We start from the raw sequence: 21,514 nt of genomic DNA, 5'->3' as shown, positions 1-21,514 counted from the left end.
CGCCGTCAGCGGGCGGGCGGTGCGGCCCGGGAGGCCCGGGATCAGGTGTTCGGGTAGTTCGAGTAGTCGCCGTTGTGCGACGCGACGAACGCGAAGAAGATGACGATGAACACGATGTAGGCGACCCACAGCGCCGTGATCACGTAGCCCGCGATGAGCCCCGTGAGCGCGAGCGGGCGCCCCTGCTCCCCCGTGCGCTTGATCTGGTGCAGGCTGATGTGCCCGAACACCACCCCGAGGGGCGCCACCACGAAGCCGAACACGATGGCGAGGATCGAGAACAGGTTCCAGCTCGACGACGCCTGCGGGTACCCCGACCCGGGCTGTCCGTAGGGATTGGGCTGGCCGTACTGCGGCTGGCCGTACGGCTGCTGCCCGTAGGGATTGGGCTGGCCGTACTGCGCCTGCCCGTACGGCTGCTGCCCGTGCTGACCCTGCTGTCCGTACGGCGACTGCTGCCCGTGCTGCGGCTGTCCGAACTGCGGCTGGCCGTACCCGTGGTGTCCGGACGGTGTCTGTCCGGACGGCGCCTGGCCGGACGGCGTCTGTCCGTACTGCGGCTGGTCGTTCTGGTCGGACACGTGTTCCCCTCCTCGTCGCCCACGGTGCGGGCGTCCCGCCGATCCTCCCACAGGGCGCGTGCGCACGACCGGCCGCCAGCACCCCCGGAGCGGGGGAGGCACGGCCAGCGGACGCGCGGTGCCCCGCCGCCACGGTCGTCAGGCCTGCACCCTCGTCAGACCTGCACGGTCGTCACGGGCAACGTCGAGTCCGCCGCGATCCCCAGGTCGCTCGGGGCGTGCCCGGACGCCACGAGCTGCGCCCCGATCGCGGCGATCATCGCGCCGTTGTCGGTGCAGAGATCGAGCGGCGGGATCCGGAGCGTGACGCCGGCGGCCGCGCACCGTTCCTCGGCCACGGCCCGGAGCCGCCGGTTTGCGACGACACCCCCGCCGAGCAGGAGCCGGTCGACGCCGGTGTCCCGGCACGCGGCGAGCGCCTTCGTCAGGAGCACGTCGACGACGGCCTCGCGGAAGCTCGCGGCGACGTCGGCGACGGGGACGTCGCGCCCTTCGTCGCGGCAGCGCTCGACCCAGCGGGCGACCGCGGTCTTGAGGCCGGAGAACGAGAAGTCGTACCGGTGGGCCGCCATGTCCTTCGGCAGGGTGAGGCCGCGGGGGAACCGGATCGCGGAGGGCTCGCCATCGGCGGCGGCTCGGTCGATCTCGGGCCCGCCCGGGTACGGCAGCCCGAGCAGCCGTGCGACCTTGTCGAACGCCTCACCGGCAGCGTCGTCGATCGTCTCGCCGAGGAGCTCGACGTCGTCGACGAGGTCCCGCACGAGCAGGAGCGACGTGTGGCCGCCCGACACCAGCAGTGCGACGGTCGGCAGTTCGATCTCGGTGCCGTCGGCGCGCAGGACGTCCGCCCCGACGTGGCCGACCAGGTGGTTCACGCCGTAGAGCGGCTTGCCGGTCGCGACCGCGAGCGCCTTCGCCGCGCCGACCCCCACCATGAGGGCACCGGCCAACCCGGGTCCAGCGGTCACGGCGACGGCGTCGAGCTCGTCGAGCCGCACGCCCGCGGTGTCGAGTGCCTGCTCGAGCGTCGGGGTCATGGCCTCGAGGTGGGCGCGCGCCGCGACCTCGGGCACGACCCCGCCGTAGCGGGCGTGTTCCTCCATGCTCGACGCGATGACGTTCGCGAGCAGGGTGCGGCCCCGCACGATGCCGACGCCGGTCTCGTCGCAGCTCGTCTCGATCCCGAGGACCAGCGGGCCGTCCGTCGTCGTGCTCATGCCGTGCCTCCCGTCGTTCGGTCCCGGACCGCGCCCCGCATGACCAGCGCGTCGACGTCGTCGGGTTGGTAGTACCGCGGCCGCGTGCCGATGGCTTCGAAGCCGAACGAGCGGTACATGGCCTGCGCGACGGGGTTGTCAGCACGGACCTCGAGGAACACCTCGCGCACGTCGCGGCGGGCGGCCTCGTCGAGCAGCTCGCGGAACAGCGCTCGCCCGAGGCCCTGCCCGCGGTGGTCGGCGGCCACGGCGATCGTCTGGACGTCACCGTCGTGTCCTCCGGGCAACGACGAGAACCCGGCGTACCCGACCAGGACCGGCTCCGGTGCCTCGTCGGTCGTCTCGGCCACGACGTAGTGGCCGTAGGGCGAGCGGAACTCCTCCCTCATCTGCGCGCTCGACCACGCGTCGGTCGGGAAGGAGGTCCGCTCGAGCCGCATGACCGCGTCGAGGTCGTCGGGCCGGGCGGGCCGGATCCGCCAGCTCACGAGCGCACCCGCTTCGGCGCACCCGGCATGGTCACGTCCGGGTCCCGGAGGTACAGCGGCTCGTCGTCGGCGAACGGTGCGCCGACCGCCAGACGTTCGGCGGCGAGCAGTCCGAGGCGCCCGGCCGGGATCGTCACCGCGGTGACGCGACGCAGGTCGGCGGCGTCACCGAGCACGGCGTCGAGGTCGTCCGGGCGCGCGAGCCCGGGCCCGGCGGTCCGCACCGGGAGCGGTCGGGAGGCACGGTGCCGGTCCGACCGGTCGGTCGCCGCCGCCTCGCTGCCGCCCGCGTAGACGCTCCAGTAGACCTCGCGTCGGCGCGCGTCGGTCAGGACGACGAGCGGCCCGCCGTCGGCCTCGGCCGCGGCGACGGCGTCGTGGCTCACGACCGGGAGGAACGGCACCGATCGCGCGACGGCGAACGTCCGCGCCGCGGCGATCCCGACCCGGAGGCCCGTGAACGGCCCGGGACCCATGCCCGCGACCACGCCCGTGACCTCCGCAGGGGTGACGCCGGCGATCGACAGGACGTCGGCCAGGAAGGGCCCGACGACCTCGGCGTGCCGCCGGGTGTCCTCGGTGCTCCGCTCGGCGAGCACGGTCCGGGCGGCCGGGTCGACGAGGGCGACGGCCGTGCCGGCGGACGTGTCGATGGTCAGGAGCACCGGACCATCGTACGGTCGTGGCGGGGACGCGGGGTGGCCCACCCGCGCCTCCCCGGCGCACGCGGGGACGGGGTCGAGCTGTCGGACGAGCTGGACGACCGCGGGCGCGCCGTCGCCGGCCGGTGCACGGCACCGGCCGGCGGGTTGCTCAGTTGCTGATGCCGGCCGCGGCGAGGTCGTCCGCGATCGCGTCCCCGAGGACCCGCTGGCCCTCGACGGTCGGGTGCTCGCTGTCCCCCTGGAGGAGTTGCGGCTGTCCGGCGAGCGGCTGCCCGACGTCGACGAACGTCCCGCCGGCGGCGGTCACCGCGGCCTGGAGGGCGTCCGAGCTCTCCGCGACCACCGGGTCCGCGGGCCCGGGCTGGTTCCAGAGGGTGCTCAGCCCGACGATGCGGGCATCCGGCAGTGCGCCGTGGATGCGCGCCACGGTCCTCCAGGCTCCCCTGGCGATCGCAGCGGCGCTCTGACCCTGGTCGTTGTCGGACGCCTGGATGACGACCAGGTCGGGGTGCGCCGCGACGGCCTGCCCGACGAGCCCGTTGAAGTCCGTCCCACAGTCGCCGACGCGGACGAACCCGGCACCGCTGCACGCGAGGTTCGTGACGTCGACGTGCTCGTCGGCTGCTTCGAGCGCGGGCCACGCCTGATCGGGGCTGAGGCCGTAGCCGGCCATGATCGAGTCGCCGATCGTCACGATGTGCGGTCGCGTCGCGTTCGCCGCGGAGGGCGCCGTCGAGTCGGCCGCCTCTGCGAACGCGGTCTGTCCGACGAGGCCGGATGACGCGGCCACACCGAGGATGGACACGAGGATTGCTTTCGGGAGCATCTTCATGGCGGTGACGGTAGCGGCGTGACCGGATCGTGACCTGTGCGCTCGGGGGACGGATGGTGCGCAGCCGACCCGGGGCGTACAGCGTCAGACGGTGACGCCGTCCCACCGCCGTCCCACCGCGCGGACCACCACGTGCCGCGGTTCGTCGGGGACGTCGTCCGGGTCGACGTCGTCCGCTCCGATCCCGCCCGCACCGTCGCCGGGCAGCGCAGCACCACTCGCCCGCTCGATCTCGACCTCGAGCACGTCCGCGCTGATGCCGTCCACCATGCCCCGCCCCCACTCGACGACGACGACCGAGCCGTCCCAGTCGAGGTCGAGGTCGTCGAGTTCGACCGGGTCGGACAGCCGGTACGCGTCGACGTGCACGAGGTCGACGCCCCGGGCCGTCGGGTGGGTCCGGGCGAGCACGAAGGTCGGGCTCGACACCTGACCCCGTGCGCCCATGGCGGCGCCGAGGCCGCGGGTCAGGGTCGTCTTGCCCGCGCCCAGGGGCCCCGTCAGCACGACGAGGTCCCCCGCACGGAGCACCGCTGCGAGCCGGGCTCCGAGCGCCTCCATGGCCCCGGTGCCGTCGACCACGACGTCGAGCAGCACGGTCACGGTCGGCCACCCGCACTGCGGTTCAGGACGGCGGCACGCTGGCTGAACTCCTCGGCGTGCCGCCCGGAGTAGCGCCGTGGCACGCGTCCGCCGATCCGGCAGGCGAGCTCCTCGCCGATCGTGTCGAGCCCCGCGGCCCACTCGAGGATCGTCGACTCGCCGCGCTCGCCCGTGCCGAACAACACGACCGTGTCGCCCACACGGACGTCGTCGTCCCCGACGTCGACGAGGAACTGGTCCATCGCCACCCGGCCCGCGATCGGGTAGCGGACGCCGCCGATCGTGACCTCGACCCGTCCCTGGGCGCGCCGGGGCACGCCGTCCGCGTAGCCGACGGGCACGAGGGCGAGCGTGGTCTCGGCGGCGGTCCGGTACGTGTAGTCGTACGAGACACCCGTGCCGACGGGGACCCGCTTGACCTTCGCGACCGACGCCGTGAGCGTCATCACGGGGGTGAGCCCGAGGTCCGCCGCGGTGACGCCGTCCGCGCCCGGGATGCCGTACGTGTTCGCCCCCATGCGGACCATGTCGTGCCGGAACTCGGGCCGCTCGAGGCCGGCGAGGCTGGCGGCGACGTGCCGGATCGGCAGCTCGAGCCCGAGTCCCGCGGCGGCGTCGACCGCCTCGGTGAACACGGCGACCGCCGCGGCGTCGTCGTCGTCGGACGCCTCCGCGAGGTGCGTGTACGCGGCGACGACCTCGATCGCACCGGCCCGCTGGGCGTCGCGGGCACGCTCGACGAGCGCAGGCCACCGGTCCGGCGTCGCGCCGTCGCGGTGGAGGCCCGTGTCGACGCCGAGGTGCACGCGCGCCGGCCGCTGGGTCACGGCCGCGACGATCCGGTCGAGCTCGGCCACGTTCGACACCCCGAGGTCGACACCGGAGTCCACGGCGTCCCGGGGGTCGAGGTCCGAGTCGTGCTGCCACGCGAACAACCGGACGTCCTCGCCGACACCGACCGAGCGCAGCCGCAGGGCCGCCTCGACCGTGAGCACCCCGAGCCAGCGGACGCCCGCGTCGACCGCGGTGAGCGCGAGGGGCACCATGCCGTGTCCGTACCCGTCGGCCTTGAGGACCACCATGACCTCGACCGGGTCCATCCACGACCGCAGGAGGTCGATGTTGGCCCGGTACGCATCGAGGTCGACGACGGCCTCGCGGAGCGGCGCGCTCACGTCGTCCTCCTCGCCAGGAGGGGGCCGAGTCGTGCGACCACCTCGTAGTTGATCGTGCCGATGGCGGCCGCCCACTCCTCGACGGACGGCACCCCGGCGGCCGGGTCGCCCCAGAGGACGACCTCGTCGCCCGCCGCGACCTCCGCGTCGCCGACGTCGATGTGCATCGCGTTCATCGCCACGCGGCCGACCACCGGGAAGCGTCGGCCGCCGATCGACACCGACACCCGGTTGCCGAAGCCACGGTCGAAGCCGTCCGCGTAGCCGAGTCCGATGATCGCGAGCGTCGTCTCGCGCTCGGTGCGGTGGGTGTAGCCGTACGAGACACCGTGCCCCGCCGGCACCCGGATCGTCCGGAGGACCGACGCCGTGACCGTCATCGCCGGGCGGAGTCCGAGCTCGGCGGACGTCCGATCCGCGAACGGGCTCAGGCCGTACAGGGACAGGCCGATCCGGGCCAGGTCGCGTCGCGTCTCGGGCACCGCGATCGACGCCGCGCTCGCCGCGAGGTGGACGACCTCGGGCACGATCCCGTGGGCGGCGAGCGCCGAGAGCGCCCGGTCGAGGGCGGCGTCCTGGGCGAGGTCGTCCTCGCGGGACGCGTTGGCCAGGTGCGACATGACGCCCTCCACCCGTGTCCGCGGCAGCGCCGCGGCAGCGGCGAAGAGCTCGGGCCACTCGGACTCGACGGCACCGTTGCGGCTCAGGCCGGTGTCGAGGACGAGGTGGACCGCTGGCACCTCCGCGCCGGCTGCCGCGGCGAGCTGCTCGACCGACGAGACGGCCGGCGTGATGCCCTCGGACGCGGCGCGCACGAAGTCCTCGTCCGGGGCGTGCAGCCACGCGAGGATCCGGACGTCGATGCCCGCGCGCCGGAGCGCGAGGGCCTCGTCGACGTCCGCGACGCCGAGCCACTCCGCGCCCGCGTCGACGAAGGCGCGTGCCGCCTCGACGGCGCCGTGCCCGTACCCGTCGGCCTTGACGACCGCGATCACACCCGCCGGTGCCACCCGCTCGGCGAGCGTCGCGTAGTTGGCGATCAGGGCCTCCCGGTCGACGGTGACGCCGGTGAACGCGCTCACCGGGTCACCACCACGGACGGGAGGCACGGTTCGGCCCCGGCGTGCTGGGTCGGCCGCGCGCTCCCGCGCGGCCTCCACGTATGGTCGGTCAACTCCTCAGTTCCCTTCGATGACGACGAACGCCGTCGCGATCGGTCCATCGTGCGACAGTGACAGATGGACGGCCGTCACGCCACGCGCGTCGGCCACCGCCTGGGCCCCCGCGTGCAGGGTCAGCGACGGTGCACGCTGGTCGTCCGCGACGACCTCGAGTTCCTGCCAGCTCAGTCCCGCACTCGTGCCGAACGCCTTGATCAGGGCCTCCTTGGCCGCGAAGCGGGCGGCGAGCGAGGCGGTGGGGCGGGGCTCGCCGTCCCGCAGCAGCTCCGCCGGCGTGAACAGGCGACGCCGGAGCGCGGGCGTGCGCTCGAGGACCCCGGCGAACCGAGCGAGGTCCACGACGTCGACACCGATGCCGATGATCACGGGACTACTCGACGGTCACCGACTTGGCGAGGTTGCGGGGCTGGTCCACGTCGAGCCCCTTGGCCGCCGCCAGTTCCATCCCGAACATGTGCAGCGGCGCGACCGCCAGGAGCGGCTCGAACAGCGGCGTCGCCAGCGGGATGCGCAGGACCTCGTCGGCGTAGGGCAGGACGGCCGCGTCGCCCTCTTCCGCGATCGCGATGACCCGCGCGCCACGGGCCCGGATCTCCTGGATGTTCGAGACGACCTTCGGGTGGAGCGACCGCTCGTCGCGGGGGCTCGGCACGATGACGAACACGATCTGCCCCGGTTCGATGAGCGCGATCGGGCCGTGCTTGAGCTCGCCCGCGGCGAAGCCCTCGGCGTGGATGTACGCGAGTTCCTTGAGCTTGAGCGCCCCCTCGAGGGCGATGGGGTAGCCGACGTGGCGCCCGAGGAACAACACGCTCCGGGTGTCCGCCATCCAGCGCGCGAGCTCGGTCACCGAGGCGGCGTCCTCGATCGTCTGCTGCAGCTTGGCCGGGAGCGCGTCGAGCTCCGCGACCTGCGCCGCGACCTGCTCCGGCGTGAGCGTGCCCCGGAGCGTCGCGAGGTGCAGGCCGAGCAGGTACAGCGCGACGCCCTGCGCCAGGAACGCCTTCGTCGAGGCCACGGCGACCTCGGGGCCCGCGTGCGTGTACAGCACGGCATCGGACTCGCGCGGAATCGTCGCGCCCTGGGTGTTGCAGATGGACAGCGTGCGGGCACCCTGCTCACGGGCGTACTTGACCGCCATCAGGGTGTCCATCGTCTCGCCGGACTGGCTGATCGACACGACGAGGGTCCGCTCGTCGAGCACCGGGTCGCGGTACCGGAACTCGTGCGCGAGCTCGACCTCGACCGGGACCCGCGCCCACTGCTCGATCGCGTACTTGCCGAGGATCCCGGCGTACGCCGCGGTGCCACAGGCGATCACGATGACGCGGTCGACCTGGGCGAGGCGGTCCGCGATCGGCTCGAGGTCCGTCAGGGTCACGGCGCCGTCGTGCACGCGGCCGAGCAGCGTGTTCGCGACCGCCTCGGGCTCCTCGCTGATCTCCTTCGCCATGAAGCTCGACCAGCCGCCCTTCTCGGCTGCGGACGCGTCCCACGACACCTCGAACTCGCTCGCGGTCGCGGGCGTGCCGTCGAACCCGATCACCGTCACGGCGTCGGGGCGGATCGTGACGATCTCGTCCTGCCCGATCGCCAGCGCGCGCTTGGTGTGCGACACGAAGGCCGCGACGTCCGAGCCGAGGAAGTTCTCGCCGTCGCCCAGGCCGACCACCAGGGGCGAGTTGCGGCGGGCGCCGACCACGACGTCCGGCTCGTCCGCGTGCACGACGAGCAGCGTGAAGGCGCCGTCGAGCCGGGCGACCGTCCGCCGCATCGCCTCGGTCAGGTCGTGGCCCGCGCGGAACTCACGCGCCACCAGGTGCGCCGCGACCTCGCTGTCCGTCTCGCTGTGGAACGTCACACCCTCGGCCAGGAGCTCGTCCTTGAGCAGGGCGAAGTTCTCGATGATGCCGTTGTGGATGAGCGCCAACTTGCCGCCGTCGGCCAGGTGCGGGTGCGCGTTGCCATCGGTCGGGCCGCCGTGCGTCGCCCATCGCGTGTGGCCGATGCCCGTGCGGCCGTCCGTCATGGGGTCGGCCTGCAGGTCGTCCTTGAGGACCTGCAGCTTGCCGGCCCGCTTGCGCGACTCGAGGTCGCCCGCGGCGTCGATCACGGCGACGCCCGCGGAGTCGTACCCCCGGTACTCGAGCCGACCCAGTCCGCCGAGGAGGACCTCCAGACTGCTGCCGTTGCCGACGTACCCGACGATGCCACACATGCGCTCGATCCTATGGGGTGCGCGGCCGGGAGCCCGCCGCACGGGCGTCGTGCGATCGCCCTGCCGGTCGCCGGTCCCGGGACACGCACGGCGCCCAGCTGCCGGGTCTAGCTTCGGCCCGTGACCCTCACCGACATCCCGATCACCACGCTCCAGGGCGAGCAGACCACCTTCGGCGCGTTCACCGACAAGGTCGTCCTCGTGGTGAACGTGGCCTCCCGATGCGGCCTCGCGCCGCAGTACGAGCAGCTCGAGGAACTCCAGCGCCGGTACGGCGACCGTGGGTTCACCGTCCTCGGGTTCCCGAGCAACCAGTTCCTGCAGGAGCTCGGGTCGTCCGAGGCCATCGAGGAGTACTGCAGCACCACCTGGGGCGTCACGTTCCCGATGTCCGAGAAGGTCAAGGTGAACGGCCGCGGCGCCCATCCGCTGTACCAGGAGCTCAAGCAGACCCCGGACGCGAACGGCAAGGCCGGACGGGTGACGTGGAACTTCGAGAAGTTCGTCGTGACGCCGGACGGCGCCGTCCACCGGTTCCGGCCCACCACCGTGCCGGACGACCCGGCGATCGTCGCCGTGATCGAGGCCGCGCTCCCCGCCTGAGCCCGGGCGAGGCCCCGCACGCTCGGTGGCGTGCGGGGCCTCGGACCGATCGGCGGTCAGTCCTGGTGCAGGTGTCGCCCGATGAGGCTGAGGTCGGCCGCGCTCGACCGACCGTCCGCCGTGTTCGCCTGGTGCCAGTACGGGTACTGCAGCGGGGTCGCGCTCGCGTCGTCGAGGCGGGCGATCTCGTCCGCGGAGAGCTGGACGTCCGCCGCTCCGAGGCTGTCGGTGAGCTGCTCCTCGGTCCGTGCGCCGACGATCGCCGACGTCACGCCCGGCTTCGCGAGCGTCCAGGCCAGGCCGACCTGCGTCGCGGTGACGCCCCGCTGCTCGGCGATGTCGACGAGCACCTCGATCGTGTCGTACAGGCGGTCCTCGTCGTCGATGGGCGGCTCGGTCCAGCCCTCGAAGCGCCGCGAACCCTCGGGCACGTCCTGACCGCGACGGTACTTGCCGGTGAGCAGCCCGCCCGCGAGCGGACTCCAGACGAGGATGCCGATGCCCTGGTCGAGCGTGATCGGCACGAGCTCGTTCTCGGCGTCACGGGACTGCAGCGAGTAGTAGATCTGCTGGCTCGCGAAGTGCTCCAGGTGGTGCTTGTCGGAGGCCCACATCGCCTTCATGAGGTGCCACCCGGAGAAGTTCGACGCACCGATGTACCGCACCTTGCCCGACCGGACGAGGTCGTCCAGCGCGCTCAGCGTCTCCTCGAGGGGCGTCGAGCCGTCCCAGCCGTGCAGCTGGTAGATGTCGATGTGGTCGGTACCGAGCCGACGGAGGCTGTCCTCGGCGGCCTTGACGATGTGGTGACGGGACAGCCCGCCGTCGTTCGGCCCGGGGCCCATGCCCCCGCGGACCTTCGTGGCGATGAGCACGTCCTCGCGCGCGCTGCCCAGCGCCTGGCCGAGGATCTCCTCGGACGCGCCGTCGGAGTAGACGTCGGCCGTGTCGATGAGGTTGACGCCCGCGTCGCGCGCGATGTCGATCTGCCGGCGAGCCCCATCGACGTCGATGTGGCCGACCGGACTCGCCCAGCCGGTGCCGGCGAACCCCATCGTGCCGAGGCTGATCGTGGAGACCTGCAGTCCCGTGTTGCCCAGATGACGGTATTCCATGCGGCCGACCCTACTCAGACAACAGACAGCAGTACGCCCAGATGAGCGACGCGCTCGGTCACTTCGACGAGGCCTGGGGCGGGGTGTAGACGGCGGAGGGAGTGCGCGGAGCCTGCGCAGGGGCCGGCCGGTTCGTTGCGGGAGGCGCGCCCCACCACTGCACGGGTGGCGCCTCGAGACGGAGTTCCGCGTGGAGGCCCAGGGCCAGTGCGGTGGGGATGACGACCGCCATCACGAGGATCGCGACGCCGGCGAGCGCCGGCTGTGCGCTCAGGGTCTCCCGCGGCGCTGTGATCCGGTCCACCCGCTGTGGACAGCACGTCGTCCACACCGCGCCGGCTCGGAGACTGCACCATCCTCTCGTCTACCCTCGTCCTCATGGCCAACGCCCACGCGGAGACCGTCGCCCACCCGACGCCCTTCGTCGAGATCGACCGCCCCGAGTGGTCCGCCCTCGCACCCTCCCAGCACCTCGCGCTCACCGAGACCGAGATCGTCCAGCTCCGCGGGCTCGGCGACCGGCTCGACATGGACGAGGTGCAACAGGTCTACCTCCCGCTGTCCCGGCTGCTCAACCTCTACGCGGCGGGCGCCCGGAGCCTCCACGCCGCCACGAGCGGGTTCCTCGGCGAGCGAGCGTCACGCACGCCCTTCGTGATCGGCGTCGCGGGGTCCGTCGCGGTGGGCAAGTCGACCGTCGCGCGGCTGCTCCGCGAGCTGACGAAGCGGTGGGAGGACACCCCGCGGGTCGAACTCGTGACGACGGACGGCTTCCTCTACCCGAACGCGGAGCTCGAGCGCCGCGGGATCATGGACCGCAAGGGGTTCCCCGAGTCCTACGATCGCCGCGCCCTGCTGCGCTTCGTCAGCCAGGTCAAGAGCGGTGCGGCCGAGGTCCGCGCCCCGTTCTACTCACATCTGCAGTACGACATCGTGCCCGACGCCGAGATCGTCGTCCGCCAGCCCGACGTGCTCATCGTCGAGGGGCTCACGGTGCTCGCACCACCCGTCAACGGCGGCCTGGCACTGTCGGACCTCTTCGACTTCACGATCTACGTCGACGCGAAGACCCGCGACATCGAGTCCTGGTACGTCGACCGCTTCCTCGCCCTGCAGCAGGCGGCCTTCGCGGACCCGAACTCGTTCTTCCACCGCTTCGCGACGCTCTCCCACGAGGACGCCGTCCGCACCGCGACGGACGTCTGGCGGAGCATCAACGAGCCGAACCTCCTCGAGAACGTCCTGCCGACGCGATCCCGCGCGACGCTCGTGCTCAAGAAGGGTGCGGACCACTCCGTCTCGAGCGTGCTGCTCCGCAAGATCTGACGCACCACCCGGACACGACCGGGAGGCGCGGTGCGGGTCCGATCCGCACCGCGCCTCCCGCCCGTGATCAGGCCGCGTCGAGTCCGAGCCGGTCGTGCACGACCGCGGCGAGTTCGTTGGCGACGCGCTCCGCGGTCGCCTGGTCCGCCGCCTCGACCATCACCCGGACCACGGGTTCGGTGCCCGACGGCCGGAGCAGGACCCGCCCGGTGTCACCGAGCGCTGCCTCCGCGCCCGCGATGGCGCGCTGGACACCGGCGTCGTCGAGGCCGTGCCGGTCGACACCGCGCACGTTGACGAGCACCTGCGGGAACACGGTCATGCAGGCGGCCAGTTCGGCCAGGGTCTTGCCCGTGCGGGCCATCTCGGCGACCAGGTGGAGCCCGGTCAGGATGCCGTCGCCGGTCGTGGCGAACTCGTTGAAGATGATGTGGCCCGACTGCTCGCCGCCGAGCGAGTACCCGCCCTCGACCATCTTCTCGAGCACGTACCGGTCGCCCACGGCGGTCTCGAGCACCGCGATGCCGTTCTCGGCCATCGCCCGGCGGAGACCGAGGTTGCTCATGACCGTGGCCACGAGCGTGTCGTCCTGCAACCGGCCGCGCTCCTTGAGGGACAGCGCGAGGATCGCCATGATCTGGTCGCCGTCGATCGCGTTGCCCTCGGCGTCGACCGCCAGGCACCGGTCGGCGTCGCCGTCGTGGGCGATCCCGACGTCGGCGCCGGCCTCGAGCACGGCGCGGGCGAGGTTGTCGATGTGGGTCGACCCGACGCCGTCGTTGATGTTGACGCCGTCCGGGTCGGCACCGATGAGGGTGATCCGCGCGCCGGCGTTGACGAACACCTCGGGCGACACACCAGCCGCCGCCCCGTTCGCGCAGTCGAGGACGACGTGGATGCCGTCGAGCCGTGCGGGCAGGGTGCTCAGCAGGTGGACGACGTAGCGGTCCTCGGCGTCGGCGAAGCGGGTGATCCGCCCGACGTCGGCGCCCGTGGGCACCGGGACCTCGGCGCTCCCGATCGCTGCCTCGATGCGGTCCTCGACCTCGTCGGGGAGCTTCCGGCCGCCGGCGGCGAAGAACTTGATCCCGTTGTCGGGCGCCGGGTTGTGGGACGCGGAGACCATCACGCCGAAGTCCGCGTCGATGTCGGCGACGAGGAACGCCGCCGCGGGGGTGGGGATGACCCCGGCGTCGAGGACGTCGACGCCGGCACTCGCCAGGCCGGCCGCGACGGCCGCGCCCAGGAACTCCCCGGAGACGCGCGGATCGCGCGCCAGGACCGCGATGGGACGCGGCCGACCGGACGCACGACGTGCGTCCGCGTGGTGTCCGTGCGTGAGCACGGCCGCGCTCGCCTGGGCGAGGCCCAGTGCGAGCGCGGCCGTCAGCTCGCCGTTGGCGAGACCACGAACACCGTCCGTTCCGAACAGACGTGGCACGGTGATGCCGTCCGAAGCGCGATCAGCGCTTCGAGAACTGCGACGCCTTACGGGCCTTCTTGAGACCGGCCTTCTTGCGCTCGATGACGCGGGCGTCACGGGTGAGGAAGCCCGCCTTCTTGAGCGTGGCGCGGTTGTTCTCGCGGTCGATCTCGTTGAGCGCCCGGGCGATCGCCAGACGCAGCGCGCCGGCCTGGCCCGAGGGGCCTCCACCGGTGATGCGGGCGGTGACGTCGTACGAACCGATGAGCTCGAGGACCTTGAACGGGTCGTTGATGAGCTGCTGGTGGAGCTTGTTCGGGAAGTAGTCCTCGAGCGAGCGGCCGTTCACCGAGAACGTGCCGGCGCCGGGGACGAGGCGCACGCGGGCGATGGCCTCCTTGCGGCGACCGACGGCCGCACCCGAGACGTTGAGGATCTGACGAGGAGCCGCCTCCGAGGTCGCCGGGGCGCTCTCGGTGCTGAAGCTCGACGGGGTCTGGTCGATGGAGTCTGCGATCTGAGCCATGAGTGTGGAGTCCTGTGTCTTCTGCTGCGTGGCCGTCGTTACTGCGCGACCTGGTCGAGGGTGTACGGCGTCGGCTGCTGGGCGACGTGCGGGTGCTCGGGACCGGCGTAGACCTTGAGCTTCTTGAGCTGGGCGCGGCCGAGGCTGTTCTTCGGGAGCATGCCGCGGATCGCCTTCTCGACGGCGCGGGTCGGGTGCTTCTCGAGCATCTCCGGGTAGGTCGTGGCGGTGATGCCACCCGGGTAGCCGGAGTGCCGGTAGTACGTCTTCTGCGCCAGCTTCGAGCCGGTCAGGGCGACCTTCTCGGCGTTGACGATGATGACGAAGTCACCCATGTCCATGTGCGGAGCGAAGGTGGCCTTGTGCTTGCCGCGCAGGAGCGCCGCGGCGTGCGAGGCGAGACGGCCGAGGACGACGTCGGTGGCGTCGATGACGAGCCACTTCGGCTGGACGTCCGCGGGCTTCGGTGAGAACGTGCGAGTCACAGGTGTGCTGCTTTCGTGTCGAGGTGAGGTGTCCGTGAATCCCACTCCGGTGGGGTGTTCCGCGGGGCGACGCCCGGCGAACGCTCCGGTGGAGGGCTCAACTTCGGGTCCGACGCACGAGGCGCAGACCAATCGACCACACTACCGGAGCGTCGCGGTACCGTCAAACCTCGACGGACTCAGTGCCCGATCGGGACCCAGCGGTCACCGACCCGGTGCACGGCGGGTCCGTGGCCCGGCAGCACGATCCCCGGCAGGGGCAGCGCCGCGGCCGACTCGACAGCCGTGGCCGTGTCCGCGGTGAACAGGGCCGGGATCATCCGCGGCCGCGGCGACCACGACCGGGGCTGCACGTCGTGGTGCGTGACGACCGCGTCGCCGGTGACGAGCGCGTCCGCGGCGGGCAACAGGTACGCCGTCGACCCGAGCGTGTGCCCGGGTGCCGGCAGGGGTGCGATGGCCCGCTCGTCGAAGTCGCGGGCCGTGAACGCGCGGACCGGGGGCACGGTCACGGGGTCGAGGCCACCCGAGCGGACGGCACGGGCGGCCCAGCCGAGCACCCGCGGCGCCGCGATCCGGCCACCGATGTCGCCGAGCGTCGCCTGGTCCCGCTCGGGCCCGCGCACGGCCGCGACCTCGTCGGCGTGGGCCAGCACGGTCACGCCGGGGTGGGCCTCCAGGATCGCGGGGAGGCCACCGATGTGGTCGACGTGCCCGTGCGTGACGTACACCCGGCGCAGGTCGGCCGGGTCGTGTCCCGCGTACCGGATGGTGTCGAGAACGAGTCCGGCGTCGGCGGGGTACCCGGCGTCGACGAGGGCGACCCCGTCCTCCTCGGCGAGCACGACCCAGTTCGACACGGGTCCCTCGACGAACACCACGCCCGGTGCGACCGCGACGACGGCCCGGGGCCTGCGCCGGCTCACGCGCGTCGCTCCGCGACCGCACCCGACCCTGCGGGGCCTTCCGGGACGGCGGTGGGCGCGGCGGTGCTGATGGCGACCTGTCGAGCCTGGTCGGCCTCCGACCGGTGCCCGTCCTGGTCGCGGCGGGCCCGGGTCTGCTCCGCGCGGGCCGCGAGCTCGTCGTCGGGCGGGTAGCCGACCTCGGTGAGGACGAGCCCCTTCGCCGGGGCGACCGTGAACGCGCTCGTGCGCACCGCGTCCTCGCGCAGCTCCGCCAGCCGGTGCGGCGCGAGCCGCCCCTCGCCGACCGCGAGCGACGCACCCACCATCGCCCGCACCATGCTGTGGCAGAACGCGTCGGCCTGGAGGGACGCCACGAGCACGCCGTCCGGCTCACGGTGCCATCGGAACTCCTGGAGCGTTCGGATGGTGGTGGCGCCTTCCCGCGGCTTGCAGAACGTGGCGAAGTCGTGCAGGCCGAGCAGCGTCAGGGCGCCCGTCTCCATCGCGCCCTCGTCGAGGCGCGTGGGGTACCACAGCGTGTGGCCGCGGCGGAGCGGGTCCCGCGGTGCCCCGAGGTCCGCGACGCGGTACGCGTACCGTCGCCAGACCGGGGAGAACCGGGCGTCGAACCCCGGCGGCGCGACCGCGACGGCCGTCACCACGACGTCACTGTCGAGCCCCGCGATGCCGTTCAGGCGGTGCAGGAGGGCGTCCGTCGGCAGCCGCTGGGGTCGGCCGGCCGCACCGCGGTGCGGCCGAGCGAGGCTTCCCCACTGTTCGGGGGTGAGGTCACAGTGGGCGACCTGCCCCGTCGCGTGCACGCCCGCGTCCGTCCGGCCCGCCACCGTGAGGCGGGGCGCCGGACCGGAGCGCCGGAACACGGTCTCGAGCGCGGACTCGAGTTCGCCCTGCACCGTCCGGAGGGTCGGCTGCCGAGCCCATCCCGCGAAACCGCTGCCGTCGTAGGCGATGTCGAGCCGGAGACGCACGGTGCCGGCCTCGTCTGTCACGGGACGAGGGTACCGGCGTCAGCACCACGTCAGTGCCACGTCAGCGCCCGCCCGGAGCATGGGCACCGTCGAACGAAAGGACACCCCATGAACGACCAGGCGACGCTCGCCGTCGAGGCGACCGGCCTCGTCAAGACGTTCGGGCAGAACCGTGCGGTGGACGGCGTCGACCTGCGGGTCGAGGCGGGCACCGTGTACGGCGTGCTCGGGCCGAACGGCGCGGGCAAGACCACCACCATCAGCATGCTCGCCACGCTGCTCAAGCCCGACGCGGGCGAGGCACGCATCTTCGGACACGACGTGCGGCACGAGGCCCAGGCGGTCCGACGGCTCATCGGCGTGACCGGGCAGTACGCCTCCGTCGACGAGACGCTCAGCGCGACCGAGAACCTCGTCATCTTCTCCCGACTGCTCGGCCTCGGTCGGGCCGAGTCGCGGGCGAAGGCCTCGGACCTCCTCGAGCGCTTCGGACTGACCGAGGCCGCGAAGCGCCCGCTCAAGGCGTTCTCCGGTGGGATGCGACGGCGGCTCGACCTCGCCGCGAGCCTCATCGCGCAACCGCCACTCATCTTCCTCGACGAGCCGACCACCGGGCTGGACCCCCGGACGCGTGCGCAGATGTGGGACACGATCCGCGAGCTCGTCGCGACCGGATCGACCGTGCTCCTCACCACGCAGTACCTCGACGAGGCCGACCAGCTCGCCGACCGCATCGCCGTCATCGACCGTGGACGCGTCGTCGCCGAGGGCACGGCGGACGACCTCAAGGCATCGGTGGGCACCGCCTCCCTGCAGCTCCGGCTCGCGGACGCCGCCCGGCTCGGCGCGGCGCAGGCGATCGTCGAGCGGATCCTCGGGGCCGGCGCCGCCGTCTCACCCGAGGGCGCCCGCATCACCGCACCGATGGCCGACCCGGACCGCGTCGCGGACCTGCTCGTCGCGCTCCGCGACTCGGGCGTCTCCCTCGCCGAGATGAGCGTGCAGAAGCCGACGCTCGACGAGGTCTTCCTCACCATCACCGGGCGGAGCGTCGCGCAGGACGACCCGACCGACGACACCGACCGCGTCCTCGAAGGGACCCTCGCATGACCGCCATCACCAGCACACCCCGCACCGTCACCCCGCGCCCCGGCGTCGGCGGTTCGGGACTCGGGGCCACGGTCCGACAGTCGCTCACCATGGCGTACCGCGGGCTCATCAAGGTGCGTCGGACGCCGGAGCAGCTCTTCGACGTCACGCTCATGCCGATCATCTTCACCGTGATGTTCACGTACATCTTCGGCGGGGCCATCGCCGGCGGCGTGACGGCCTACCTCCCGATCATCATCCCGGGCATCCTCGTCCAGACGAACATCACCTCGTCGATCGTCACGGGCGTCCAGCTCCGCGAGGACATGGACAAGGGCGTGTTCGACCGGTTCAAGTCGCTGCCCATCGCCCGCATCGCCCCGCTCGCCGGAGCGCTGCTCGCCGACACGGTCCGCTACGCGATCGCGACGACCATCACGTTCGTCGTCGGGTTCTGCATGGGCCTGCGTCCCGAGGGCGGTTTGGGGTCGGTCGTCGCCGCGGGACTCCTCGTCGTCGTGGTCGCCTGGGCGATCAGCTGGGTGTTCGCGTTCTTCGGTGTCGTCGCGCGCACCGCGTCGAGCGTCTCGGGCATCTCGAACATGGTCCTGTTCCCGCTGACGTTCCTGTCGAACGCGTTCGTCCCCGCCGACACGCTGCCGTCCTGGCTCCGGTGGTTCAGCGAGGTGAACCCGATCTCGCACCTCATCACCGCCGTGCGCGACCTCGTCAACCACGGGCAGGTGGGCAGCGACCTCGTGCTCTCGCTCGTCGGCGCCGCGGTCGTCGTCGCGGTCTTCGCCCCCTTGACCGTCCGCGCCTACATGCGGAAGGCCTGAGCCTCCGCCCGCCGCGGGACGCGGACCTGCTCGAGCAGCGCTCGGGCCCGCGCGACGGCCTCGGCCCGGTCCAGACCGGCCGAGGCCGTCTCGGCGTCCGCGAGGGCGGCCCGTCCCGTCCACCGCGCGAGCACGCCCCGGACGCGCTCGTATCGGAGCACGGCGAGGTCCTGCCGCGCTCCCACGCGCACGGCGGTCCCCCAGATCGCCGCGACGAGACCCGGTTCGACGCGCTGCGTGGTGGCCCCCCACAGGGCAACCGCGATGAGCGCGTCGCCGATGACCGGCAGGTCGAGCCACCACGCGCCGATGCGGATCGCGACGAGCGCGCCGACCTTGGCCACCCGGGCCGCCTCCGTCGCCCTGCCGTCGTCCGGGAGGCGCGGTGCACCCCCGTCCCGCTCGCGGGCCTCCAGGTCGATCGCGATGCGCGCCGCGGCGACCATGAGCGTCCACTGCGGTGCCTGCTTCATGTGGTCACGGACGTACGCGAAGCCGCGGTCGTACTCCTCCAACGCGGTCTGCACGTCGCCCTCCGCGCGGGCGGCCTCCGCCCGGACGGCGAACGCGAGCGTCCGGAACTGGAGTCCGTCGTCGTCGAGTCGGGCGCCCGGTCGGGGCAGATCGAGGTCGACCGCGACGGCGCGCGCCCGGTCCGGCTGACCGGCAGCGGCGGCAGCCAGGCCCATCGACCAGCTGATCTCGGCGAGGTCGTCGTCCGCGCCGAACCACTGCAGTCGCTCCCGGGCGCGATCCGCGGCGACCAGTGCCTCCTCGGGGTGCCCGGTCTGGGTGAGGAGCTGCACGCGGGACACGTCGGCCGTTCCCGCCGTCCAGAGGTCGCCGTGGGCGCTCGCGAGCGCCTCCGCCCGGCGGGCGTAGCGGAGCGCGTCCGCCACGTCGCCCGCGTTCTCGGCCAGGGGCGCACTGATCGTCAGGGCGAAGCACGCGACCTCGGGGTCGTCGTCGTCGCGGAGGCGGGCGAGGGCCGCCATCGCGAGGTCGGCGCGTCCGATCGCGGTGAAGAGCTCCGCTTGCGCATCCGCCAGGCGGACTCCAGTCGGACCGTGCTGCCGACGCAGTCGGCGCAAGGCGGACACGGCGACGGCGGCCGTCCGGAGGTCGGTGAACGCCGACGACGCCCCCATGACGGTGAGGGCCACGACGGTGGGCAGGAGCAGGTCGGGGTCGGGCGCGCCGCCCGCCAGCGCCGCGACGACGTCGGGCGCGATCGCCACGACCTCCCCGTGCACGCCCCGGAGTGACCAGTAGGTCCCGAGCGCTGCGGCGATCGGCGCGATCGCCCTGTGGTCGTCCCGGCCGAGCGACCACCGCAGGAGCGCGACGAGGTTGTCGACCTCGCGTTCGACCTCGCGGAACACGCGACGCTGCCCGGGACCGGCGAGGAGCACGTTCCGATCGAGGGCGTGTGCCGCGCCCCACCGGATCATCACCGTGCGCACGTCCTCGGTCGCACCCCGCTCGGTGAGCCGCGCGGCACCGAACTCCCGGACCGTCTCGAGCAACCGGTAGCGTGCGGGCTCGCCCTCGCGCTCCGTCAACTGGACGAGCGACTGCTCGACGAGCTCCGCGAGGTCGTCGAGCGCCGTGTCGACCCGGTCCGGGCGCACGACGGCCTCGACCGCCTCCACCGCGACGCCGTCCGGGAACAGCGCCAAGCGGGTCAACAGGTCCTGGGCGCCGTCGTCGAGGAGGCGCCAGCTCCACTCGATCACGGCGAGCAGCGTCCGATGCCGTTCGGGCGCGGTCCGATCGCCTCCGCGGAGCAGGGCGAATCGGTCGTCGAGCCGTCGCTCGATCTCGTCGACACTCATGCCGCGGACGCGTGCCGCCGCCAGCTCGATCGCGAGCGGCGAGCCGTCGAGCCGGGCGCAGATCCGACGGACCGCATCGACCGGCAACACGGCGCCGGGCCGGGCGGCCCGGGCACGCTCGGTGAACAGCCGGACGGCGGCGCCGTCGGCCTCGACCGGCAGGGGCGGGAGTGGTGCGACCACCTCGCCCGGCACCGCGAGCGGGGCACGTGACGTCGTGAGCACGCGGAGGCTCGGGACCTCGCCGAGCAGGTCGACGACGAGTGCGGCGACCTCCCCGACGACGTGTTCGCAGTTGTCGAGCACGAGCAAGGTCGGCGCTTCCCCGAGAGCCCGGAGGACCCGTGACCGGAGGTCCGCGAGCACGACGTCCCGGAGTGACCGTCCGGCGCGGAGTTCCGCGATCCCGAGCACCGCGCCGAGCGCGGGGACGATGTCCGCGCCGTCCGTGAGCGAGGCGAGCTCGAGGACAACGACGGCGACGTCGGGCGCGGTGCGCCCCGCGACCTCCTGCGCGAGCCGGGTCTTGCCGAGGCCTCCGGCACCGAGGACCGTGACCAGCCGCTCCTCCTCGACGAGCCGCTCGACGGCCTCCACCTCGGCGTCCCGGCCGATGAGCGTGGTCGGGGATCGGCGCAGACCGAGGCGCCGCACGGACCGGGCCGACGTCGACGTCGCTCGGAGGATCTCGATGTTGAGCCGCACCAGGTCCGCCGACGGGTCCGCGCCGAGCTCCTCGGCCAGGCGATCGCGGTGTCCTGCGAACACCGTGAGGGCCTCGGCGCCCCGTCCTGCCGCGACGAGTGCCCGCATGTGCCCCGCGACCGCAGCCTCGTCGAACGGGTGGGCCACGACCTCCTGCTCCCACAGCCGCGCCGCGCCGTCGGGGTCGTCGCACGCCGAGAGCGCCTGGGCCAGGGCGCGCCGCAGGGTCCGCTGCACGGTCGCCGCCCGGTCCGCGAGCTCCTCGGCGACCGGTCCCTCGAGGTCCGCACCCGGCTCACCGCGCCACGTGGCCAGCACGGCCGATGCCCGGCGGGCCGCGCCGGCTGGATCGGTCCGGAGTTCGTCGGAGATCCGCCCGGCGACCTGCTCGGCCCGTCCCAGGTCGAGCGCCGACGGGTCCAGGGCCAACCGGTAGCCGGTGCCCGTCGACGCGACGACGCCCTCGACGGTCGACCGCCGTACCCGCGACACCAGGGTCTGCAGCGCGGCGCGCGCCCCCTTCGGCGGGGTGTCGCCCCAGAGCTCGTCGATGAGCGTCTCGGTCGTGGCGGTGTTGCCCCGGGCGAGCACGAGGACCGCGATGAACGTCCGGGCGAGCGCGCCGGGCAGCGGATCGAGGTCCCCTGCCGGGGACTCGACGAGCACCGGGCCGAGGACGGCGACGCGTGGCTGACCGGTCACGCGTCGAGT

At 73.1% G+C, this 21,514-nt stretch carries 22 protein-coding genes; 4 read left to right on the top strand and 18 right to left on the bottom strand.

All coding sequences use genetic code 11. From position 1 onward, the window contains the following. Nucleotides 1-41 precede the first annotated feature (41 nt). The 10 genes from DEI88_RS01775 to glmS form a co-directional block, all read right to left on the bottom strand. Complete coding sequence (locus DEI88_RS01775; RefSeq protein ID WP_181441241.1) at nucleotides 42-581, bottom strand: DUF4190 domain-containing protein; 540 nt, start codon at nucleotides 579-581, stop codon at nucleotides 42-44. Between the two features lie 155 nt (nucleotides 582-736). Then, entirely contained in the window at nucleotides 737-1,798 is a 1,062-nt protein-coding gene (tsaD, locus tag DEI88_RS01770) for a tRNA (adenosine(37)-N6)-threonylcarbamoyltransferase complex transferase subunit TsaD (protein ID WP_111072195.1), read from the bottom strand. Then, on the bottom strand, nucleotides 1,795-2,286 hold the full coding sequence (gene rimI / locus DEI88_RS01765) for a ribosomal protein S18-alanine N-acetyltransferase (protein ID WP_258375099.1): 492 nt from the start codon (nucleotides 2,284-2,286) through the stop codon (nucleotides 1,795-1,797). The genes tsaD and rimI overlap by 4 nt, the downstream gene beginning before the upstream one ends. Then, nucleotides 2,283-2,951, bottom strand: a complete 669-nt coding sequence (gene tsaB, locus DEI88_RS01760; protein WP_111072194.1) for a tRNA (adenosine(37)-N6)-threonylcarbamoyltransferase complex dimerization subunit type 1 TsaB — start codon at nucleotides 2,949-2,951, stop codon at nucleotides 2,283-2,285. Before tsaB ends, rimI begins: the two co-directional genes overlap by 4 nt. Before the next feature lie 148 nt (nucleotides 2,952-3,099). Beyond that, on the bottom strand, nucleotides 3,100-3,783 hold the full coding sequence (locus tag DEI88_RS01755; protein WP_111072193.1) for an SGNH/GDSL hydrolase family protein: 684 nt from the start codon (nucleotides 3,781-3,783) through the stop codon (nucleotides 3,100-3,102). A gap of 84 nt (nucleotides 3,784-3,867) precedes the next feature. After that, nucleotides 3,868-4,344 (bottom strand): tRNA (adenosine(37)-N6)-threonylcarbamoyltransferase complex ATPase subunit type 1 TsaE, encoded by a 477-nt coding sequence (tsaE, locus tag DEI88_RS01750; RefSeq protein ID WP_111072215.1) that lies wholly within the window; start codon nucleotides 4,342-4,344, stop codon nucleotides 3,868-3,870. A 38-nt stretch (nucleotides 4,345-4,382) separates the two neighbouring features. Continuing rightward, nucleotides 4,383-5,561, bottom strand: a complete 1,179-nt coding sequence (gene alr, locus DEI88_RS01745; RefSeq protein WP_111072192.1) for an alanine racemase — start codon at nucleotides 5,559-5,561, stop codon at nucleotides 4,383-4,385. Further along, nucleotides 5,558-6,643: an alanine racemase gene (gene alr, locus DEI88_RS01740; RefSeq protein ID WP_111012144.1), complete on the bottom strand. Its 1,086-nt coding sequence runs from the start codon at nucleotides 6,641-6,643 to the stop codon at nucleotides 5,558-5,560. Before alr (DEI88_RS01740) ends, alr (DEI88_RS01745) begins: the two co-directional genes overlap by 4 nt. Nucleotides 6,644-6,739: 96 nt before the next feature. Next, nucleotides 6,740-7,108, bottom strand: a complete 369-nt coding sequence (locus tag DEI88_RS01735) for a holo-ACP synthase (RefSeq protein WP_111012143.1) — start codon at nucleotides 7,106-7,108, stop codon at nucleotides 6,740-6,742. Nucleotides 7,109-7,112: 4 nt separating this feature from the next. After that, the gene (glmS, locus tag DEI88_RS01730; protein ID WP_111009811.1) at nucleotides 7,113-8,960 is read right to left on the bottom strand and encodes a glutamine--fructose-6-phosphate transaminase (isomerizing); all 1,848 of its coding nucleotides are present in this window, start codon (nucleotides 8,958-8,960) and stop codon (nucleotides 7,113-7,115) included. Between the two features lie 120 nt (nucleotides 8,961-9,080). On the opposite strand from glmS, the gene DEI88_RS01725 reads away from it, so the two are divergent. After that, nucleotides 9,081-9,563, top strand: a complete 483-nt coding sequence (locus DEI88_RS01725) for a glutathione peroxidase (protein WP_111009812.1) — start codon at nucleotides 9,081-9,083, stop codon at nucleotides 9,561-9,563. A 56-nt stretch (nucleotides 9,564-9,619) separates the two neighbouring features. Here DEI88_RS01725 and DEI88_RS01720 read toward each other — a convergent pair whose 3' ends face one another. Then, nucleotides 9,620-10,678, bottom strand: a complete 1,059-nt coding sequence (locus DEI88_RS01720; protein ID WP_111027355.1) for an aldo/keto reductase — start codon at nucleotides 10,676-10,678, stop codon at nucleotides 9,620-9,622. Nucleotides 10,679-10,736: 58 nt separating this feature from the next. Beyond that, complete coding sequence (locus tag DEI88_RS01715; protein WP_111012141.1) at nucleotides 10,737-10,982, bottom strand: hypothetical protein; 246 nt, start codon at nucleotides 10,980-10,982, stop codon at nucleotides 10,737-10,739. Nucleotides 10,983-11,056: 74 nt separating this feature from the next. Between DEI88_RS01715 and coaA the strand changes: the two genes are divergently transcribed. Continuing rightward, complete coding sequence (gene coaA / locus DEI88_RS01710) at nucleotides 11,057-12,004, top strand: type I pantothenate kinase (RefSeq protein WP_111009815.1); 948 nt, start codon at nucleotides 11,057-11,059, stop codon at nucleotides 12,002-12,004. Nucleotides 12,005-12,071: 67 nt separating this feature from the next. Here coaA and glmM read toward each other — a convergent pair whose 3' ends face one another. From glmM to truA, 5 genes are all read right to left on the bottom strand, one after another. Beyond that, the gene (gene glmM, locus DEI88_RS01705; RefSeq protein WP_111072191.1) at nucleotides 12,072-13,445 is read right to left on the bottom strand and encodes a phosphoglucosamine mutase; all 1,374 of its coding nucleotides are present in this window, start codon (nucleotides 13,443-13,445) and stop codon (nucleotides 12,072-12,074) included. Nucleotides 13,446-13,467: 22 nt separating this feature from the next. Then, nucleotides 13,468-13,953, bottom strand: a complete 486-nt coding sequence (rpsI, locus tag DEI88_RS01700; protein WP_111009817.1) for a 30S ribosomal protein S9 — start codon at nucleotides 13,951-13,953, stop codon at nucleotides 13,468-13,470. A gap of 38 nt (nucleotides 13,954-13,991) precedes the next feature. Then, nucleotides 13,992-14,438, bottom strand: a complete 447-nt coding sequence (rplM, locus tag DEI88_RS01695; protein ID WP_111009818.1) for a 50S ribosomal protein L13 — start codon at nucleotides 14,436-14,438, stop codon at nucleotides 13,992-13,994. A gap of 179 nt (nucleotides 14,439-14,617) precedes the next feature. Further along, nucleotides 14,618-15,364, bottom strand: a complete 747-nt coding sequence (locus tag DEI88_RS01690) for an MBL fold metallo-hydrolase (protein WP_111036917.1) — start codon at nucleotides 15,362-15,364, stop codon at nucleotides 14,618-14,620. Continuing rightward, nucleotides 15,361-16,356: a tRNA pseudouridine(38-40) synthase TruA gene (gene truA / locus DEI88_RS01685; protein WP_258369898.1), complete on the bottom strand. Its 996-nt coding sequence runs from the start codon at nucleotides 16,354-16,356 to the stop codon at nucleotides 15,361-15,363. The genes DEI88_RS01690 and truA overlap by 4 nt, the downstream gene beginning before the upstream one ends. An 87-nt stretch (nucleotides 16,357-16,443) precedes the next feature. Here truA and DEI88_RS01680 point away from each other — a divergent pair, with 87 nt between their 5' ends. Together DEI88_RS01680 and DEI88_RS01675 are read left to right on the top strand one after the other, a co-directional pair. Continuing rightward, nucleotides 16,444-17,445 (top strand): ATP-binding cassette domain-containing protein, encoded by a 1,002-nt coding sequence (locus DEI88_RS01680; RefSeq protein ID WP_111009821.1) that lies wholly within the window; start codon nucleotides 16,444-16,446, stop codon nucleotides 17,443-17,445. Continuing rightward, nucleotides 17,442-18,263, top strand: coding sequence for an ABC transporter permease (locus DEI88_RS01675; RefSeq protein ID WP_111027359.1), 822 nt, complete (start codon nucleotides 17,442-17,444; stop codon nucleotides 18,261-18,263). The genes DEI88_RS01680 and DEI88_RS01675 overlap by 4 nt, the downstream gene beginning before the upstream one ends. Here the strand turns inward: DEI88_RS01675 and DEI88_RS01670 are convergent. Beyond that, on the bottom strand, nucleotides 18,245-21,505 hold the full coding sequence (locus DEI88_RS01670; RefSeq protein ID WP_111072190.1) for an AfsR/SARP family transcriptional regulator: 3,261 nt from the start codon (nucleotides 21,503-21,505) through the stop codon (nucleotides 18,245-18,247). The two genes, DEI88_RS01675 and DEI88_RS01670, sit on opposite strands and share 19 nt — an antisense overlap. Between the last annotated feature and the right edge of the window lie 9 nt (nucleotides 21,506-21,514).

The organism is Curtobacterium sp. MCBD17_003 (assembly GCF_003234885.2).
In the GTDB taxonomy this organism is placed as follows: Bacteria; Actinomycetota; Actinomycetes; order Actinomycetales; family Microbacteriaceae; genus Curtobacterium.
This window is presented reverse-complemented; position numbering and strand designations above follow the sequence as displayed.